This is a genomic window from Aeropyrum camini SY1 = JCM 12091 (genome assembly GCF_000591035.1).
GTDB lineage: Archaea > Thermoproteota > Thermoprotei_A > Sulfolobales > Acidilobaceae > Aeropyrum > Aeropyrum camini.
Genome location: NC_022521.1, coordinates 1224127 through 1242901, shown reverse-complemented (window position 1 = coordinate 1242901; position 18775 = coordinate 1224127). Strand labels below are relative to the sequence as shown.

Genomic DNA, 18775 nt, shown 5'->3' with positions numbered 1-18775 from the left:
AATCTCCATCGCTACGTGAGGCCTAGCAGGTACTCGTAACCCCCTATACCGCCAGGGCTCCCCACTGGAACACCGTTCCACGCTGTCCTCGACACTCTCTCTATTATCTTGTCTAGGCTGTAGTGCGGCATATTGTTGTGCCTCATCATATCCCTGATATACATGAGCTTCTTCCTGGTAGCCTCTCTCACCGCCCCTGCGGCTAGCTCGTCCGAAAGCTCCTCGAGCGCTATTGACGCTAGGTTTAGAATGCTCTTCTTAAACGGGTCTTTCTGGCCCTTGGCTATCTCCCTGTAAAACTCGGAAAGGCTGATAGCCTGCCTCCAGAGGAAGGGTACAGCCATTCTCCTCTGGCACCCGGGAAAAAGTTATGAACGCTGTATAGGGTAGGGGGTTCAGCGTAAATGATACTGGTGTATTCACACGGTGATACTGTGTTGCTTAGAGCGGGTGCTTGTTCTATATTGCCGAGAGAGCTTGTGATAAATCGCTGATGACGTCAGCCACATCTTCAAGACCAACGCTCAGCCTCAGCAGCCCCTCGGTTATACCAAGCTCAGCCCTCTCCACGGGGTCTAGGTTGCTGTGGCTGGATATGGCTGGATAAGATATAATCGTCTCGACCCCTCCGAAACTCGGGCTGGGCGTCACAAGCTTCAGCCTCGAGAGTAGCCTGAACACCTCCCCCCTTCCCCCCCCTATCTCGAAGCTCACCACTGCACCGTAGAGCCCGTTCAGCTCCTTCCTAGCCAGCTCGTGGTCCGGATGGCTGGGAAGCCCTGGGTAGTAAACCCTCTTCACCTTCTCACGGCTCTCAAGCCACTCAGCAACCTCCAGAGCAGCCTTGGACTGGGCTTCAAACCTGGGTTTGAGCGTCTTCATTCCGCGCCACGCCAGGTAGGCGTCTATAGGCTGCATAATAGTTCCCATGATCTTTCTCATGTTCCAAAGCGGTTCAAGATCGTCATCAAAACCGCCCGATATGGAGCCGCCGACAACGTCGTTATGCCCTGAGATGTATTTGGTAAGGCTCTCAAGGGAATAGCGAGCCCCCCCCTCCAGCGGCCTATATGCTACTGGCGTCGCGAATGTATTGTCTACTACAACCCTAGCACCACAGCTTCTCGCCTCCCCATAGACCTCGCTCAGAGGCGGTACTCTGAGTGTTGGGTTGGCCATCGACTCCACTATAACCAGGTCAGACCAGCAGACGAGGTCTAGGAGGCTCTCCCATGGGGGGCCAGCCAGCCTAACCTCGACCCCGGTTATCGAGGAAACCATTTCTAGAAGGCTTCTCGTGGAGCCGTAAGTTAGCCGTTCAAGAAGAATCCTCCGAGCCCCTCTGGCTATCTCGTAGAATACTAGTGTAGAGAGTGCAGCCATCCCACTGTTGAAGGCAAGTGCCCAGCGGCCTTCCTCCAGGCTAGCCAGGGCCTCCTCGAAGCCTAGCACTGTAGGGTTGTTCTCCCGCCCATACTTAAGATCGCCTACTCTAGGATACTCGCGCTCAAAGCTGCCGGGAGGGTGGACGTAGATAGCTGATACGCTCACGGGAGGCACCACAGGCTCTCTAGCCGGGTCTTTCGAAGGCCTCCAGCCGCCTCTAACCCACCTTGTAACCCAACCCACAGCACATCACCCTACTAGATAGGCTCCTGGGCCGGGCTCAGCAACGGTAGCCAGAGGGTTCTCGCAGCATGCGCAGGCCTCCTCCATGGCAGACGCTATCTCAACCGCCGCCTCCCTGCTAGCAGCCAGAGCTACCATGGAGGGGCCAGCTCCGCTTAGTGTGAAGCCTAGTGCGCCCGCATGGAGGGCTGCCTTTCTCACCTGGCTATAGCACGGCACGTAACTCCTTCTACGAGGCTCCACTATCTCGTCAGACATCATGAGAGCCCCCATCGACTCTAGATCGCCGTTAACCGCGGCCGCTACAATGCCTGCCGCCCTCGAGAAGTTCCTCACTGCCTCGCCGAAACCGACTCTCTCCGGTAGCACACTCCTCATCACACCCGTCTTACCCTCCGGGACAGGGTTCATCGGCGTCACCACCGAGAACCAAGCCTCCAACGGGACAGTGAAGACGCGGAGCCTGCCCGCAGAGTCGCTGGCTACTATAGCAAGCCCGCCGAGTATACTGGCGGCTGCATTGTCGAAATGGGGCTGCCCAGCCGCCGCCCTCTCGCCCGCCCCTGCATAGAATACTAGCTTCTCCTTGGCGAGTTCCATGTCTAGAGCGTGAGACACTGCAACAACCGCTGCAGCAGCAGAAGCCCCGCTGCTGCCTAGCCCTCTGCCAGGCGGCACGCCCTTGTATATCCTAATCTCGACCTCGGCCTCAACACCCTCGCTATTAAGTAGCTCCCGAACTGCTTCTGCGGCTGTGTTGGAACCTGGCGAGACGCCTACCGAGAACTTGCCCTCCACCCTATCCACATAAACGCCGCCTCCACGGCCGGTGCAGATTTTAGCCTCAACCTCGTCGTAGTAAGCATTCAAAGCCACCGCTAGAGCGTCGAAGCCGGGGCCTAGGTTGGCTGCGGAGGAGTAAGCCCTAGCCCTAGCTCTGGAGCAGGCCAAAGCATCTAGACACCCCCACGGCTTTCTAAGGGGTTTTGATAATACCTCTTGACAATATAAAGATTACCCCTGGCAACACGCTTTCCGCAGCCCAATCTAAAGCTCAACAACCTACTGGTTAACGGTGAACAGCGTTGGGCGGTCTAAAAAGGGTCGAGGACCTCGAGAGCAGCCCTCCCCCCAGGGGCTCTAGGATAGCCATGGTTATGGACTTCCACCCTAGCTCAGTGGGAGGGGTGCAGTCGCATGTAAGGGATCTTACACGCCTCCTCCAAGATCTCGGTTACGAGGTAATTATAGTATCGAGGGCTCTGGGGAAGGGCGATGTAAAGGATCTTGAGGCCGAGGGCCACTACATAGTAAAGCCCCTCTTCCCCCTGGAGATTATCTTCGTCCCACCCGACCCTTTCGACCTTAAGAGGGAGATCAAGACGCTGGGTCCCGACATAGTACATTCACACCACATATACACCCTAACCAGCCTACTAGCCCTCAAGTCAGCCCGGGACCTAGGCCTGCCCAGGGTTGCCACCAACCACTCCATCTTCCTCGCATACGACAAAGTAGCCCTCTGGAGGATAGCTTCTATAGTGCTACCGACCAGATACCTCCTACCCAATGCGCAGGCCGTCATAAGTGTGAGCAGTGCCGCGGACAGGATGGTAGAGGGTATAGTTGGCGATAGCGTTGACCGCTACATAATACCTAACGGTGTTGACGTCGAGAGGTTCAAGCCATCGACGCCCAAGTCCGACTATCCTCTGGTCCTTTTCCTCGGTAGGCTTGTCTGGAGGAAGGGAGCCCACGTCCTCGTCAGGGCTTTCAGGCAGGTGGTAGACGAGATTAGAGACGCGCAGCTGTACATAGGTGGTAAGGGCGAGTTCGAGCCGATAATAAGACTACTAATAGCGCGCTACGGCCTAGAGGGTAATGTTAAGATGCTTGGAGTCGTCCCCGAGTCGGAGAAGCCGAGGCTATACTCCCTCGCCTGGGTAACAGCTGTGCCCAGCATAGTGAACGAGAGCTTCGGTATAGTAGCCTTAGAATCCCTCTCCTCCGGGACGCCAGTAGTAGCCTCGAGGCAGGGAGGACTTAAAGACGTGGTAAAGCATGGCAAGACCGGATTACTAGTAAAACCGGGCTCCTCGAGAGAGCTTGCCAAAGCACTAATAACACTGCTCCAAGACAGCGGGCTCAGAAGGAAAATGGGCGAGGAGGCCAGGAAAACCGTTCTCGAGCATTATGACTGGAGGAAAGTGGTGCCAAAGATTCTCAAAGTCTACGGCTACTACATGAGTGCGAGGCGTTGAAGACCCCGTTGTATAAACTAGGGCTATGTGTTTGGGGTTAGCGTAGTATTTCCTGCGTGGAGGAGCAGCGGCGCCTCGGTTATCAAAGTGCTCAGGCCCTCGATACTCCCCAACTTCTCCTGAGCCATGCTACTCGTATTCCCCGTCTCCCTGAGGGGCGACAGATGCCGCTTGCCTTAGGCACCCGGGTATAGCCTTGTTCTCCACGAGTTCGGGACATCTTGGCTGGGTGAAGCCCTCTCTCCCCTCCAGATAGCTGTTGAGGCTGGCGGGCTCTGTCCTGAGGGTGTTCTCCCGTAGGACGCAGCTGGGGCCTGCCCACCTGAACAGTCTGGGGTGAACCCTGGATAGTTCTCGCCAGAGAAGCCAGGCTATGTGGCGTATCTCCCACTGGGCCCTGGTGCACATCCTTAAGGGGAAGAATACTTGTATAAGCTCCCTAGCGTTCATAGTGACTACTATTCTAGTCCTCAGCGCGTCGGGAAGGATGTAACGGGCGTCCTCCCGTCTTATACCCTGCGAGAGTAGCCTGTAATAGGCTGCCGTTGCTTTTAGGTACGCATCAACAACCCCCCCTCCACCGTTCCTAGCCAGCACGCTGGGCGGCATGACGAAGGCCTTTGCCACTACCCCAAGCTTCTCACTATCCGACAGTTCGCCAGCAGCTCTCTCAAGGGCTTGTGAATACAGCATGTACGCAGCCTTCCGCCCTCCCTCGGTCTCTGACGGTTTAGGGGGACAGTTTAGACCTAGGTACTCGCAGGCTTTGAGAGCTGCTTCCCTGAGGTAGCCCTCGCTGTACCTGTGACTCAGCTGTGTATAGCTAGCCACCCTGTGTCTAACCAGCTGGTGGCTGGCCACTCTCGAGAGCCCTTCCACCATGAATGTGTAGACGCTGTGCTCCCACGGGCTGAAGTGTTGTCTCCTAAAAGTCTCGAGTATCCACTTCTCCACCTCCTCTTCTCCTATGCTCAGAAGCCTTTCCGCGGGACTGCGGGAGAGGCTAACCTTACTAGCCACGGCCACAATACGCTCTCCTTCGACAGTGTACTCTAGGAGCCTGACGGAGATGCCTAGGCTGGCTTCAACCCTGTAGGATGCCAACGACGCCCCGTGAGACTTCATGGCATGTGTGGTGGATGAGGAGATGAGGTGGGAGAGGGGGGGTGTAGACGTTTTATGGCGCTAACCATAAAAACTCTAGGAGCCTAGAGGTGGCACGTCTTACAGGTAGAGTTCTCGGTTAACTCTACCGTCACCCCCTCATCGCCCTCCACAGTCTTCACCTCAAACACCTGAGCCAGCCTAGGGTCGCGCTCAGCCTCTCTAGGGTTGAGCCTCCTCCTCGGAAGTGCCATCCTCGCCTTGCGCACCCTCCTCAGTATCCTGCCCTTCAGACCGCCTTCCTGGGCTCCGAATACTATGACCTGTCTGCCCTTGCTCTCGTCCCTGTAGACGGTGAAGCCTTTCAGACCGCCTAGCCATGCCGCCAGGTATGAGGCCTCCACATCTTCCGGCGTGGCGGTCTTCGGTAGGTTGACAGTCTTGCTTATAGCCTGGTCTACGTAGAGCTGGGCGGCTATCTGGTGTGCCAGGTGGTACCATAGGGGGAAGTCCATGCTGGTCGCGTATTTTCTAGCTAGCCTGGCCAGCTCCTCGAGGAAGCCCTCGCTCACCTTCCCCTCGAGCTTCTCCGCCACAACGTTTAGAGCCCACCTCAGGCTACCTTTATGCCTTCTAACCTCCTCGTAAACAAGCTCCAGCGCATCCCTGCCCACGCCATACCTCTCCGCCGCCTTCAGCAGGTCCTCCCTAAACCGCGATACAACCTCTAGGAAGGTCCCCACAGCCACCTGCCTCTTGTAGACCAGGGCGAAGTAGGGTTCTATCCCGCTGCTAGTGCCCGCCAATATACTTATGGTGCCGGTTGGAGCTATTGTTGTAGTCACAGTATTCCTCGGGGCCTTAGCCCCGAGCCTTCTACCGTACTCCCTAAGCAGCCTCCACGCCTCCAGGGGCTTATAGACTGCTAGAGCCAGCAGGTGCCTCGGGCTTCCCACAGCCTCGATACCCATCTCAACCGCTTCTACCGCCATAGCCTCAGAGATGCCGAAGACCTTTCTTGCAACACTCTCGAGAGCCTCCCTGGTGACAAGCCTTACACTACCGTCTCTCTCGAACCTAGCCCCGAAAACCCTCTCCAGCACCTCTGCGGAGGGCCTGGTCAGGTCAAGGCTATGATACCTAACCTTAAACCACTCCCCCTCAAACCTAGCAACCATACCAGCTTTAACCAGTGCTGGGGTGTGGAGATCTGCAAGCACCTCTGGGCTACCCTTCTCTCTACACTCCAGGCTCCTCCAGTCGAATACACTGCACTCGAAGGCCGGTGCATGGCCTAGCCTTGCACCCATCTCCCAGCTTCGCTTCCAGCTGAAAACCTCCAGACCAGCCATCAGTATTGTTGTGAACGCGACTGCCTCCTCAGAATCGTAAGGGTAGCCGAGGCCCGCCAGAGCGTCAGCCAGGCCCATTATGCCGAGGCCTATCTTGCGTGTGAACTTGTTAGCCCTGTCCTGCCTCTCGTCCGGATGCCTGTTCAAATCTATGACGGCGTCCATAGCCTCCGTCAGGAATTCGACGTCGCCGGCGAACCTCTCTAGGTCGAACCTACCCTCGGCTACGTACTTGTCAACCGATATGCTGCCCAGGTTGCAAGGTTCGAAGGGGTATAGAGTCTGCTCTGAGCAGGGGTTTGTAGCGTTCACAGCGCCCAGCCACGGTGTAGGGCTCCACTTGTTGTGGTTGTCAAAATACACTAGACCCGGGTCTCCACCGCCCCAGGCGGCTTCCACTATCTCCTTCCATATCTCTCTTGCAGGCACCACCCAAGCGTGCACGTTCTTCTGCCTCGGGTCAGCGGGCATTCCAGACTTCCTAGCCTGCTCCTCAAGCATCTCCAGGGCTCGGGGGAGGGCTTCCCTAACAACGTCTTCATACAGGTTAAGATAGGGGTTGTCCAGCAGCCACGGGTGCTTCTCTATTAGGTTGCCGAGTCTTCCAAGGCCTGTGGCCCTTGATACGCTGTAATGTATCCTATAGATACCTGTCTTATCGCTAGCGGTGTACCTAGGGTTGACCATCCACCAGTCTCCGCCCTCGATAACCGCCTGCATGAATGCATCGTTAGCCCCAACGCTTATGTTGAAGTTGGTTAAGTTTGCATCCTGAAGCGGAGGCTTCTTGGCTTGTATGAACCCTGCATCCTCTATAGTCCACCATCCATGCCGGGACAGGCCCTCCACAAGCTCCACAAGCTCGCTGGGAACTTCATAGCCCTCATCGCCCAGCTCCTTGATAACCCTGGAGAAAGCGTCAATCAGCTCCTGCACCTGCGGTGGAAGACTGTTCCTCAGGGCTACCGCAGGGTCGAAGCCAGGTGTGTAAATGTCGGGATGCCACACATGCATTATACCCATGTTGGCACCTCTACGCTTGCCACCCTGTTTAACAAGCTCCGTCACTGTGTCATAGAGTCTCATGAAGCTCATTGGACCGCTGCTGTAGCCGCTGGTGCCCCTAACCACATCCCACCTAGGCCTCAACTCGGAGAAGCTGAAGCCCTGGCCACCGCCCCATTTGAATGTCTTGGCCTGGACGGTGGCTGCATCCATAATAGACTCCATGTCGTCGTAGACGGGAGTGACGTAGCATGCTGAGAGGGTGCCTCTTGCACCATCTACAAACATGTTAAATAGCGTGGGCGAGTTGAACATGAACCTCCTCTCAACCAGAAGCCTATACAGCCTCTCTGGGTCCACCCTCTCCCTAAAGCCCAGCGCCACCCTCCTCATGACCATGCTAGGCGTCTCGAGAAACCTGCCCAGCTCATCCTTAACCATGTACCTGGCCATAAGAACCCTTATGGCGTTATAGGTGAAGCCTAAGTCGTCGCTGCACAAGCCCCCCTCTCCAACACAGCTGGGTGTGGGAGTGAGGAGGCCGTTGTTGAGAGCCCTCTCCCTGCCACGCCGTGCATCGACGACCTGACTGTAAATCCTCTTCAAGAGGCTCCTGCGGGCTTCAAGCTCTTTGGAGGGGTCGTAAACAGACTCTTGAATAAGCTTAAGCTCTATCTCGTCGCTCATTCTATTAATCACCCCCGCTAAACCTAAGGTATTGTGGCTTAGCTACTGTTATTCGAATCCAACGCTGTTAAAGCGGCAACAAATTTTGTTCATGTAGGGACCACCGTTTTAGCAGTTGAATGGTATTATCATAAAAGGGAAGCCAATAATACAGATGGTTTAAACATGCGTATAGCCTAATCCATGATTTCCGGGGTTTATACGAACTGTGTTAACCTTTGGTTAACAGACGGCAAGAAGAGGCAAGGAATCGCCAGCCAGTGAAGCCTAAGAGTCCAAAGCGTTTAAAGGCCGCGTATCGAAAATCCTGATTATCGGTGCGGGGGTGCCCGAGCCTGGCCAAAGGGGTCGGGCTCAGGACCCGATGGCGTAGGCCTGCGTGGGTTCAAATCCCACCCCCCGCACCACTTAGCGAGTGACCACAGTCTTTACAACAGTACCTTATCTGGTAGGATAACTAGCTCGCAAGTGTCTGGCTTGTCAACGTACATACTGGTAGCGCGTGTTTACACGCGGTTTTAATGGTGCGAGGCCCGGGACCCTCTGTTAACTGTTATAGTGTTTCCAATGCTGTGAGCTTAAATTTGGTGCCAAAAACACTACTTTATTTACTAGGCGCCGTGTGCTTTCAATGGCCTCCGAAGGCCCACGGCCTCTCTTGAGTTACGCTGGCTCATAGTTGGGGGGCTGGGATCGAGGGGTGTTATTGGCCTTGGCTAGTGTAAGGCTTGACGGCGTTTGGAAGGTTTTTGGCAACGTTGTTGCCGTCAGGGATGTTAACCTCTATATAGAGGATAAGGAGTTCGTGTCTATACTGGGTCCCAGCGGCTCCGGCAAAACTACTTTGCTTTACCTTATAGCAGGTATTTACAAGCCTAGCAGGGGTAGGATCTACTTTAACGATAGAGACGTCACCGACTTGCCCCCTAACAAGAGGAATATAGGCCTCGTCTTCCAGAACTACGCCCTATACCCCCACATGACGGTGTATGAGAACATAGCCTTCCCTCTTAGGCTAAGGAACCTCGGCGAAGACACTATAAAGGAGAAGGTGTCTAGCGCCGCCAAGCTACTCGGCATAGAAGGGCTCCTGGACAGGTATCCCTCACAGCTCAGCGGGGGCCAACAGCAGAGGGTGGCCTTGGCGAGAGCCCTGGTTAAGGAGCCCGAGGTCCTTCTTCTCGACGAGCCCCTTAGCAACCTAGACGCACTTCTTAGGATAAAGATAAGGAGTGAACTGAAGAAGCTGCAGAAGGAGCTGGGGATAACCGCTATATATGTAACCCACGATCAGAGTGAGGCTCTTGCTATGGCCGATAGGATCGCCGTAATAGCCTCGGGTGTTATACAGCAAGTAGGGAAACCGTGGGAGATCTACCATAAGCCGAGGAATGTCTTCGTCGCCAGCTTCATAGGCACTCCCCCCGCGAATCTTGTGACAGTAAATCTTGACAGGAGTAGAAAGTGCCTGCTACTACCCGGCGGCGGCCGCTACTGCCCGCCGAGGCATATTGCAGAGAAGCTGGCGGCCGTGGATTCTGACTCCATAATACTGGGATTCCGGCCGGAATCAGTAGTCCTGTCTGAAAGCCCCTTAGGTGACTACGTGTCTATAGAGGCTGAGGTGTATACGGTTGAGACGCTAGGGCGAGAAAACATAGTCACCCTGATAGTTGGCAACAGCCAGGTTAAGGCAATAGTCCCGCCGGTTGTCGAGCCCAAGCCTGGCAGCAGGATCTATATTAGTATAGAGGAGGATAAGGTTATGTACTTCGACCCCAAGACGGAGATCAATATAGAATACCTCGAAGCCCCTGGAATGGAAGAGGCCATAGCAGAGCCCATGCACACGCCCAGAAAACAGGATATGGAGGAGGGGTAGTCCGGAGAACATGGTATGGAGATTCGAGTAGAGGGACTCTCCCTGAGGACGGTGACATAGGACGATTTAAGAAGGTGGAGTCTAGAGCCCTGGGCAGGCGGCTACCAAGCCCTAGCTAGTCTTAGGCCCTGGTACTGTGCTCACAGGTATCCCGGTATCTGCACTTTGAGCAGCGGTGGGGCGATGGGCTGGGCACCGGCGGCCGTTCTCCCCTCCAGTACTCTAACAGACTGCGGAGCCTTCTCAAAGCCTCCATTCGACTATATATCTCGGTGTAGATTACGCCGCAGCCAGTCTTCCGAGGCTTGAAGCCCTCCTGCACTCCCTGTCTTAGAAGGTCTTCCAGGCACTTTTCGCCCCGCCCTACAACAACCGCAATTACGCTTCCATCGCCAGCTAGCCCGTTGTCCTCGAGAAGAGCTGTCGATATGTAGAGATACACCACGTCTGCCGCAAGTCTCCTGGGCGGCTCCCTTATAGCTGTCTTCCCCACTACAGCCGCCTTCCCACCGTCAAAAAACACGAAGTCGGGGCTGGCCACCAGCGGCACCCCCATAACCTCTCCATACACTGTAACCCTTGCGAGGCCTCTCTCAGACTCCTCCACAATAACCCTCCTGGCAACACGTCTCGCTAGCCCCTGTGTAGGAGCGCGGCTCCGGCCTAAGTCTAGGTGAACCCTATACTCACAGTATAATTGCCCCGCGACCATTGACGCGGGCACCAGACCAAGCTTCCCTGCGGGAGACACCACACTCCGACACCCTAGATAGCTGAAGGCTGGTACTACTCTATGAGTCGTAGTATCGAGGGGGTAGAGAGTACTCCGGCGCCCTGGCCACCTCTAAATTACTCTAGCTTCATACAGATAATAGTTGGTGTAGTGATATGGAGGAAAGCTCGCCTGAGATACCGGTGGCAGTGGCTGTTAAGGTTTCAAGACTTAACGACCTCGTTAGGCTCGCCTCGGTGAACGCGGTCAGGATGTCGGTAAGCCCGATATATAGGTTTAAACATGGTGGCAAGGCCTTCTACATGGTGCAGACCGTCTATAAGGATTACTATAAACAATATGGAGTGCCCATAATATATTATTACAGCGAAACCCTCGATGATGGGGAGGACAATGCTCCTGGCTATGTGCTGGTCAAGGTTGACGAGAACGGGGAGAATGTGGAGCTCGGTAATAGAGTCAAGCCGGGATGGCTTGCAATACCCGTAGTCAACCTCGAAGGCAAGCCAGCCTATGTTCCGGATGATATTACTTGATCCGCCGACGCTGCCTCGGAAATCGTGGGCTGAGTCCTCTCAACACCCTCCTCCAGCAGCCCCCTGAGTGTTAGCCCGCTTTCTATAGCAATGAGGACCTTCCTTCCCAGGCTTGTCAGTGTGAACACCTTATGGCTCCCCCTACTATATATAGTCTCTGCGAGCCCGAGCTCCTCTAGCATCTGGAACGCCGCCAGAATTTTATAGCGAGGGGCGCTGACAACCCTAACAGCATCGCCCGGAGTGAGGACGCCGTTTTCACCTATAGCCTTCAACACTGTATATATGAGCCCTTCCAAGCGGTAGTCCCCCAGTAGAGGGTAGGTGTGTTTAAAGAATAACTGGATGACAACCCGATATTACCACCTCCGGGGGGTGTACTGTATAGTGCCGAGGCATAGGAGGACGCCTGTGGTGAGGGCCAGATGCATAATAGAGAGGAGGGACGGCCGGCTCCTCGTTCAGTGGGACCCTAAGAAAGAGGCCTACGTATTCCCGGGAGGTAGGGTTGAGTATAGCGAGAGTATACCTCTATGTCTCGTGAGGGAGATGAAGGAGGAGGCGGGGATTATAGTTGAGCCCGATAAGCTTATGTACATAGTGGAGGTGCTAGAGACGGATCAACCTTTCCACGAGATACTCTTCTACTTCACATGCAACTACAAAGGAAACCCGAGGAGCCGTAGCAAGTTCGTCCAGCTAGAGTGGCGGAGGCTAGACGAGTTTATAGAGAAGCTATGGCCACAAAGCCTTGCCGAGGTCTTGGCTAAGCAGAGTGAATCGGCAAAGCCGTACTACCTCGTCATAGTGAACGGGAAGATAACGTTCATAAAAAGCCTCTAGGGGGTCGGAGAAGTTCGCCCCACTCATCCCCCCGGGAAGCACCAAGCCTCCCGGGGGATCGTTTCCCGGATTCCTCGTCAAACCCCCACTCTACCTAAACTCCAAGCCCAAGGCCCATAACCGCTAGCAATTCACAAAACCGCCAGCCACACTCGCCCCCCACCGAGGGGCGCTCCGTCACGGAGAACCCATCAATAGAACCTGAGGATGGTGGTATCAGGTATTAAGTGAGTTAAGTGAGAGTTTAGGTAACGAATGTTAATGAGGAAAGGGGCTTGAGGGTGTTCACCTGTGCAGGGTGTGCTTAGGGTTGCTGTTGTACAGCCAGTGCCTGTGAATAACGATCCTTCGCATCCTGGAAACCCTGCGAAAGCAGCAGAGCTTATCTCAAGAGCCTCCCGTCTCGAGCCGGATATTGTTGTTTTTCCCGAGTACTTTCCATTCCACGAATCGAGGAGTCTCCTCGATGCTGTCGCCGATTCAGGGGTTTACGTGGTCGCTGGGGTGGCTTATAGGGAGGGCGGTAGGCTGTACAACACGGCGACTATTTACTCGCCGGATGGGCAGCCGCTGTACAGGCAGAGGAAGAGGTATGTTGGCAGGCTTGAGAGGAGGCTCTGGGGCTTCGATAGATGGAGGGGCGACTATGCGGTGGTGGATATAGGCAGGGCCAGGCTTGGTGTTGCTGTATGCGCCGACTTCTGGAGCTTTCCTGAGGCCGCCCTTGAGCTTTTCCTCGGGGGTGCTGACGTTTTCATAAACCCTTCATACATGTTCAGCATGGAGCAGCACTGGGTGAAGGCTAACCTCTCTAGAGCCCTAGACTTCTACACGCCGGTAGTAGGGGTTGACATGGCCTCGTTCCCTCTATTCACCAAGCGCTACACTTTCCGCGGTGGGGGTCTCAGCCACGTTATAGTACCTCCCTCGACAGGCGAGGAGGCCAGCGCCTGGTGGGCGTCCGGGGCCAGCAGTACAGACGGGTGGGTTAGGCTTAAGCTGGGCAGTGGGGAGGAGATGGGTGTTTACAGTATAGACGTCCAGGGGGTCTCAAGCCTGAGGAGGGATTGGTGGAGGCGTATGAGGGGTGTGGATCTTGATGAGTGGTTGAGGGAGGCTAGGAGTAGGCATAGAGCGGCCTCCATCATAGACGCCCGGCAGCCGCGCCCGGCTAGGGAGTCTTTAGTGTGAAGCTTACTGTCAACCCTAGACAGGGATGTGCAGTTTAGGATCCTTCTAGAGCTGGCCTGTAGCTGCGGCCGCGAGTATAACTAGGCTCGAGGAGAGGGCGATTAGTATGTTGTCGTCTATTGCCCCGGCCTCAACCCTCTCCACCGCCGAGGAGACCAGGGCAGCCGCCAGGCCTATCCAGCCCGCTATAGCCACGCCTATGGGTATCGAAACAGCCGCCATAGCTACGTTACCTAGCCAGTGTTTAGTGCGGCGGCCGAACAGCAAGTTCCTAACTATACCTGTGGCGGCGTCTCCAAAGCTTATGAAGAGGGCTGGTAGCACGGCTATCCAGGGGTCGCCGGTGTAGCACCATAGAGCAGCCATGGAGGCTCCCCAGGCTATGTTGAAGTTGACGTCATACATGTTATCCGAAACCTGGAACCACGAGAGCCTGCCATGTAAGGCTAGCAGTAGTGCAGCTAGCGTTAGTGCTGCGAGCGTAGGTAGTAGTGGGCTGGTGAAGAGCACTGGTACTAGGAGGGCGACAACACCCCCAGCGGCTACGTGTATAAACTTCCTCACATAATACCGGCTAGACTCCTCGCCTACACCTCTCTTCACCAGCGCTGAGTGGAGGCGCCTCGATACCGGTATGACAACGAGCATCACATATAAGGCAAGCACGGTTATGGCTGCCGCCTCCCTGAGGGGGCTGGCGGGCAGGAGGCTGCAGCCCTGCATTAGATGTTTCACCTCACATGTATCTCAACTATATCCCCATCCTCCACTACATGCTCCGGCCCTACCCTCTGGCCAGGGTACTTAGCGCTCTTTCCCCACACCCTGGCGTATTTAAACCTCCTAACCAGGTCCTTATGTATATGCCTGGCAACATCCATAACAGTGGACCCCCGGGGTAGCACCAGCGGGTCCTTGTCAGGCTCCTTGTTAGGCTGCTTAGTGTACACCCTCACTATATTTAGCATCCTGAAAAGCCTGGGTGCGACCTCCCCGAGCCCATCCCCCCTTACTGCCGAGGCTACTATGGCCTCTATGCCCATCTCGCCCAGCCTCTTGAGAGCCGGTTTAACGGTTTCACGAGCCCCGGGCAGGTCGACCTTATTCAGTATTGCTAGTGCTGGTTTCCTGACAAGGTTTATGTAGACAGCGGCCTCGACGTCGTCAAGGCTTACGTCGCCCTCTATATAAACTATGGCATTGTATATCCTATACTGTGACAGCAGCCTCCTAACATCGTCCTCCGTAGCGTCGGTGAGGCGCCCAGGCCCCTCTATCCTTACGCCGGTAACCTCCCTCGACTTCATAATCCTCGCCAGCCCCCTCCTACCAGTTATGACTATCCCCCTATCCTCAACCTCCCGAACAACAGCATCGATAGTCTCAACAATGTTTGTATCGTCAAGCGAGAAGACCAGTATTATAGCGTCAGCGTTCCTAGCCAAGCCTAGAACCCTGTTGTTGACCGATGAGCCGCTTCCCGGCAGCAGAGGTGGCGTATCTACTATTTGAAACTGTATATCCTCGAAGGGGAGCATGCCAGCCCGTGGCATGCGTGTGGTGAAGGGGTAGTCGGCTATCTCGGGCTTGGCGTTCGTCAGGGCGGCGAGTATGCTACTCTTCCCCGAGTTGGGAGGGCCTATGAGGACGGCCTGGCCAGCACCGCTCTTCTCGACGAAGAAGCTCGGGCCACCGCCTACACGCCTCTTCTTCCTCTCCTCAAGCTCCTCCCTAAGCTCGGCCAGCCTCCTTCGGGCCCAGAGGAGGAGGTTCTCTGTCCCCTTATGCTTCGGCACTGCGCTTATAAACTCTTCTAGAGCCTGTATCTTCTCCTCCACGCTCTTTGCGTCACTGTATTTAGCGAGCTTAGCCTTAGCCTCGGGAGGCAGATTCGCTGGCAACCCCTAGACAGCACCCTCCAGCCCTAGATCCAAGTTATCTCTATTAGACAGAGGCTGGGCTAATGAGACTTACCGCTATATAACCCGGGTTTCGTGGTTTACGCTCCACCGCATCCCTCCTGGGGGACATAGTGTATAGTTTATATCTTTATCCCTGCACAGGCAAAACATCTACTCTCAGACATGCGGCGGGGTGTTGTGAGTATTGCTTATCCAAGGACAGGTTCTGGGGGGGTATCCTAGGAGCAGGTATGTTAGGAGGGCTTTGAGGAGGCTGGAGCAGGGCGAGATCTCCAATGTAGAGCTGGCGGGGGTGCTGAACCAGGCCTCCTCGGCTGTCATAGGAGCCCAGGTCTCCCAGGGTTTCCCCTATGTGGTCGACGGTATGCTCGACTGGCACGACATATTCAGGCCGTTCTCCAAGGCTTGGAGGAACGTTACCCCCACAAGTCTCTTGAGGTATTTTGACAATAACTTCTTCTACCGTATACCGCTTTTCACCGGCGAGCCGGAGCCTACGGACCCCGTGCTGGCGCCCAGGGTCCTATCCTACTCCCATGTCGCAGAGCCCGCTAGGCTCAAGGTTGTGGTGCCAGGGCCAGTGACCTTCACCCTGATGTCGAGGAACGAGTCCGGTATCTCGGACGAGGAGCTGGCTGAGGCTATAGCCAACCTCCTGGCTGACGAGGCCGAGCGGGCTGTTAAAGCGGGGGCTGGTTTCGTCCAGATAGACGAGCCCATCCTCTCAGAGCCGAAGTCGACGAGGGACCATGCTGTGCTGGCGGCGGAGCTGGCCGGGGTTATAGCTTCTAGGGCTGGGGGTGCGGAGACTATGGTTTCAGTATACTTCTACCCGCCCAGGCCTGAGGTTTACGAGGCCCTTCTAGACGCTAGGGTAGACTATGTGATGGTGGATCTCGTCGCAGCAGGGTCTAGGGGGGTAGAGGTTGTGGCCAGCAAGGGATCGGGAGAGGGGCTGGCGCTGGGGGTTATAGACGCGCGCAGTATATACAGCGAGAGCTTCGAGAAGGTGGAGGCTGTGGTGAGGAGGGTTGTGGAGAGTGTGAAGCCCGAGAAGCTCATACTAACGACATCGACATGGCTGGACCTCATACCATACCGGTATGCAATCAGGAAGACCGCGCTCCTAGGACGCTACACACACGCTCTAGCAGAAAAGCTCGGCGCCCAAATAGCTATCGCAGGGGGTGAATAGGGGTGTCTAACGGCTACTCCGTACCCAGAAAATTCCCCACAACAGTTGTGGGCAGCTACCCGAAGATAGGGCCCGCTGCCGAGGCTATAAAGAAGAGGAGGTCAGGCGAGATTAGCGAGGAGGAGTTCCACGGGATTGCGAGAGAGTCTATAAGGATGGTGGTGGAGGACTACCTCTGGGCCGGCGTCGACATCATAAGCGACGGCGAGCAGACTAGGGAGGATATGGTAGTGTATTTCGCCGAGAGGCTCAAGGGCTATAGGGAGGGCGACTGGGTTAGGGTATTCGACAACGTATACTTTAGAAAACCCATAGTAGCGGGGAAGGTGAGGTGGGTTAAGCCGATGATAATAGATGACTGGGAGTACGCGAGGAGCATAAGCGCTGGAAGGCCCGTGAAGTTCATAATAACAGGCCCTTACACAATGCTGGAGTGGAGCTTCGACCTACACTATGGCGACAGGAGGGAGTTGATATTCGACCTCGCCAAGGCGATAAGGAGGGAGATAGACGAGGCGCTCAGCCGGGGAGCCGAGTATATTCAGGTCGACGAGCCGGCCCTCTCAACCAGACCCTTCAGGGAGGAGGCCGAGCTGTTGAAGGAAGCACTAGAAATAGTCTTCAAAGGAGTCGGCGCCAAGAGGATAGTTCACATATGCTACGGGGAACTGGAGAGGATACTGCCCTACATACTCGACTATCCCGTCGACCAGTTCGACCTAGAGATGAAGAACAGCAACTTCAGGCTGCTTCCATACCTTAAGGAGTATGGGTACGACAAGGAGATAGGCTACGGCGTTATCGACGTCCACAGTTTCCAGATAGAGAGCGTGGAGGAGGTGAAGGACGCTATAGACAAGCTCATGAAAGCTGATATTGTGGGGCCCGAGAAGGTCTACGTAGACCCGGACTGCGGCCTGAAGAGGCTGCCCAGAGAGGTGGCTAGGGCCAAGCTGAGGAACATGGTGGAGGCAGCAAGGATTGCACGGGAAGAGTGGTGACTGGATAGGGAAGCTTCCCCTCTCAAACCTGGCTAAAGTACTCCAGCAGGCTGGCAGGAGACGGGCCGGATCCACCCGGGTAGGCCCCTCAGTGGGCGAGGACGCGGCCATAGTAAGCCTAGGCCCTATAGACCTGGTTATGCATCTAGATCCAATAACAGAGGCGGGCACCCTCGCCGGCTGGCTCGCTGTTCACGTGGCCGCCAATGACATAGCCGTGACGGGAGCCCGCCCCAGGTGGGAGATGCTCGCTGTCCTCATGCCCCCGGGCTCCAGCGAAGATAGCCTCGCCTCCCTGCTCGGCGATGCTGTTAGGGCGGCTGAGGAAATAGGCGTCGAGATAGTGGGTGGCCACACTGAGGCGGCGCCCGGGGTTACCAGGCCCATCATAGTGGCGGCTGCAGCTGGAATAACTTGCGGAGGATGTACAACGCCCACCAGCGCCGCTAGGCCCGGGGACCTGGTCCTCCAGGTCAAACCCGCCGCCCTCGAGGGTACAGCCATAATAGCGACAGACTTCGCCGACATGCTCAGGAGCCGTGCTGTGGGCGAGGATGTTATAGCCGGGGCTAGGCTGCTTGCTTCTAGGGTAAGTATAGTTGAAGAGGCTATAGAGCTTGCCGAGGCGGGTGTTGTCAGCGCCATGCACGACCCCACCGAGGGAGGTGTTATAGGAGGCCTCGTGGAGATGGCCCTGGCCTCCAGGACTGTTATCGAGGTTGAGGAGGACAAGATAATACTAGGAGAGGCGACTAGGATAGTGGCTAGCACCCTAGGCATAGACCCCTTACGGCTTATAAGCAGCGGCACCCTCCTCGCCACAGTGCCTCCAGAGAAGGCTGGCGAGGCGAGTCGTGTCCTCGAGGAGATGGGAGTGGAGTACTCGTTCATAGGCAGAGTGTCCGGCAGGTCAGGAGAGCCGGCTCTAAGGCTGGTCACGAGCAACGGGGTCAAGACGTTTAGGGAGCCTCCTATGGACGAGATCGCAAGGCTCCACGGCTCTACAGGCTCAGGCTAACCTCGCACAGGCTCCTCCAGCCCTCCCTATATAAACCTTCGACACTCCTGCAATTCTATCTCGAAGATTCACGACCAGTAGCCCCGCCATCGCGGCGACAACGAAATGCAGCTTGCAATTCTATCTCGAAGATTCAAAGGACAAGGGTGCTATTGCAAACCCGGAGGGCCTACCTTGCAATTCTATCTCGAAGATTCATAAACCGTTATGTCGGGGATTGGGGCTGGCTGCAGACGTGCTTGCAATTCTATCTCGAAGATTCTGCACATGGTTTTGTTGGTGTGCGTTGTAGTGTCTACAGCCGATACTATATTCTATTTTCCACCCTGCCATCCCGGGGGCGGGAGGCTAGTCAACTCTATCACATAGATAAACCCCCGGCCCCCGGGGGTTTATTGCACGGCCCCCAGCCCTAG

17 protein-coding genes and 1 tRNA gene are annotated in these 18775 nt (G+C 55.7%); 9 read left to right on the top strand and 9 right to left on the bottom strand.

The genetic code is table 11. The features are described from left to right. Nucleotides 1-11 precede the first annotated feature (11 nt). The 3 genes from ACAM_RS06545 to ACAM_RS06535 all read right to left on the bottom strand — a co-directional run bounded on the left by ACAM_RS06545 (nt 12) and on the right by ACAM_RS06535 (nt 2580). Complete coding sequence (locus ACAM_RS06545; protein ID WP_022542029.1) at nt 12-344, bottom strand: hypothetical protein; 333 nt, start codon at nt 342-344, stop codon at nt 12-14. Nucleotides 345-459: 115 nt separating this feature from the next. After that, the gene (locus ACAM_RS06540; protein ID WP_022542028.1) at nt 460-1629 is read right to left on the bottom strand and encodes an aminotransferase class I/II-fold pyridoxal phosphate-dependent enzyme; all 1170 of its coding nucleotides are present in this window, start codon (nt 1627-1629) and stop codon (nt 460-462) included. Nucleotides 1630-1635: 6 nt separating this feature from the next. Further along, on the bottom strand, nt 1636-2580 hold the full coding sequence (locus tag ACAM_RS06535) for a homoserine kinase (protein ID WP_022542027.1): 945 nt from the start codon (nt 2578-2580) through the stop codon (nt 1636-1638). A gap of 134 nt (nt 2581-2714) precedes the next feature. On the opposite strand from ACAM_RS06535, the gene ACAM_RS06530 reads away from it, so the two are divergent. Then, the gene (locus ACAM_RS06530) at nt 2715-3890 is read left to right on the top strand and encodes a glycosyltransferase family 4 protein (RefSeq protein ID WP_022542026.1); all 1176 of its coding nucleotides are present in this window, start codon (nt 2715-2717) and stop codon (nt 3888-3890) included. Nucleotides 3891-4019: 129 nt separating this feature from the next. Here ACAM_RS06530 and ACAM_RS06525 read toward each other — a convergent pair whose 3' ends face one another. Together ACAM_RS06525 and ACAM_RS06520 are read right to left on the bottom strand one after the other, a co-directional pair. Further along, entirely contained in the window at nt 4020-4994 is a 975-nt protein-coding gene (locus ACAM_RS06525) for an FAD-dependent thymidylate synthase (RefSeq protein ID WP_022542025.1), read from the bottom strand. A gap of 104 nt (nt 4995-5098) precedes the next feature. Beyond that, the gene (locus ACAM_RS06520) at nt 5099-8038 is read right to left on the bottom strand and encodes an adenosylcobalamin-dependent ribonucleoside-diphosphate reductase (RefSeq protein ID WP_022542024.1); all 2940 of its coding nucleotides are present in this window, start codon (nt 8036-8038) and stop codon (nt 5099-5101) included. Between the two features lie 319 nt (nt 8039-8357). Here ACAM_RS06520 and ACAM_RS06515 point away from each other — a divergent pair. After that, a tRNA-Leu gene (locus ACAM_RS06515) sits at nt 8358-8445 on the top strand. A gap of 305 nt (nt 8446-8750) precedes the next feature. After that, nucleotides 8751-9920, top strand: a complete 1170-nt coding sequence (locus ACAM_RS06510) for an ABC transporter ATP-binding protein (protein WP_022542023.1) — start codon at nt 8751-8753, stop codon at nt 9918-9920. A 121-nt stretch (nt 9921-10041) separates the two neighbouring features. Here the strand turns inward: ACAM_RS06510 and ACAM_RS06505 are convergent, their stop codons facing one another. After that, nucleotides 10042-10527: a PD-(D/E)XK nuclease family protein gene (locus tag ACAM_RS06505; protein WP_022542022.1), complete on the bottom strand. Its 486-nt coding sequence runs from the start codon at nt 10525-10527 to the stop codon at nt 10042-10044. Nucleotides 10528-10808: 281 nt separating this feature from the next. Here ACAM_RS06505 and ACAM_RS06500 point away from each other — a divergent pair, with 281 nt between their 5' ends. Then, nucleotides 10809-11189 (top strand): hypothetical protein, encoded by a 381-nt coding sequence (locus ACAM_RS06500; RefSeq protein ID WP_022542021.1) that lies wholly within the window; start codon nt 10809-10811, stop codon nt 11187-11189. On the opposite strand, the gene ACAM_RS06495 is transcribed toward ACAM_RS06500, so the two are convergent. Further along, on the bottom strand, nt 11165-11488 hold the full coding sequence (locus ACAM_RS06495; RefSeq protein ID WP_022542020.1) for a hypothetical protein: 324 nt from the start codon (nt 11486-11488) through the stop codon (nt 11165-11167). The two genes, ACAM_RS06500 and ACAM_RS06495, sit on opposite strands and share 25 nt — an antisense overlap. An 88-nt stretch (nt 11489-11576) precedes the next feature. Between ACAM_RS06495 and ACAM_RS06490 the strand changes: the two genes are divergently transcribed. Together ACAM_RS06490 and ACAM_RS06485 are read left to right on the top strand one after the other, a co-directional pair. Further along, nucleotides 11577-12032: an NUDIX hydrolase gene (locus ACAM_RS06490; protein WP_022542019.1), complete on the top strand. Its 456-nt coding sequence runs from the start codon at nt 11577-11579 to the stop codon at nt 12030-12032. Nucleotides 12033-12323: 291 nt separating this feature from the next. Continuing rightward, nucleotides 12324-13223: a carbon-nitrogen hydrolase family protein gene (locus tag ACAM_RS06485; RefSeq protein WP_022542018.1), complete on the top strand. Its 900-nt coding sequence runs from the start codon at nt 12324-12326 to the stop codon at nt 13221-13223. A gap of 45 nt (nt 13224-13268) precedes the next feature. Here the strand turns inward: ACAM_RS06485 and ACAM_RS06480 are convergent, their stop codons facing one another. After that, a complete protein-coding gene (locus ACAM_RS06480; protein ID WP_062662768.1) occupies nt 13269-13946 on the bottom strand; it encodes a hypothetical protein in 678 nt (225 codons plus the stop codon). Between the two features lie 8 nt (nt 13947-13954). Next, the gene (locus tag ACAM_RS06475; RefSeq protein WP_022542016.1) at nt 13955-15124 is read right to left on the bottom strand and encodes an OBG GTPase family GTP-binding protein; all 1170 of its coding nucleotides are present in this window, start codon (nt 15122-15124) and stop codon (nt 13955-13957) included. A 205-nt stretch (nt 15125-15329) separates the two neighbouring features. Here ACAM_RS06475 and ACAM_RS06470 point away from each other — a divergent pair, with 205 nt between their 5' ends. Genes ACAM_RS06470 through ACAM_RS06460 form a run of 3 tightly spaced genes read left to right on the top strand, consistent with a single transcriptional unit; the run spans nt 15330 to nt 18359 of the window. After that, nucleotides 15330-16340, top strand: coding sequence for a methylcobalamin--homocysteine methyltransferase (locus ACAM_RS06470; protein ID WP_022542015.1), 1011 nt, complete (start codon nt 15330-15332; stop codon nt 16338-16340). Between the two features lie 2 nt (nt 16341-16342). Beyond that, entirely contained in the window at nt 16343-17341 is a 999-nt protein-coding gene (locus ACAM_RS06465; protein WP_022542014.1) for a methionine synthase, read from the top strand. Continuing rightward, nucleotides 17322-18359, top strand: a complete 1038-nt coding sequence (locus ACAM_RS06460) for an AIR synthase family protein (RefSeq protein ID WP_022542013.1) — start codon at nt 17322-17324, stop codon at nt 18357-18359. The genes ACAM_RS06465 and ACAM_RS06460 overlap by 20 nt, the downstream gene beginning before the upstream one ends. The last annotated feature ends 416 nt before the right edge of the window (nt 18360-18775 follow it).

Coding starts and splice junctions, on each gene's coding strand:
- ACAM_RS06480 (WP_062662768.1), bottom strand. CDS start 13,946: ATGCAGGGCTGCAGCCTCCTGCCCGCCAGCCCCCTCAGGGAGGCGGCA.
- ACAM_RS06545 (WP_022542029.1), bottom strand. CDS start 344: ATGGCTGTACCCTTCCTCTGGAGGCAGGCTATCAGCCTTTCCGAGTTT.
- ACAM_RS06520 (WP_022542024.1), bottom strand. CDS start 8,038: ATGAGCGACGAGATAGAGCTTAAGCTTATTCAAGAGTCTGTTTACGAC.
- ACAM_RS06500 (WP_022542021.1), top strand. CDS start 10,809: ATGGAGGAAAGCTCGCCTGAGATACCGGTGGCAGTGGCTGTTAAGGTT.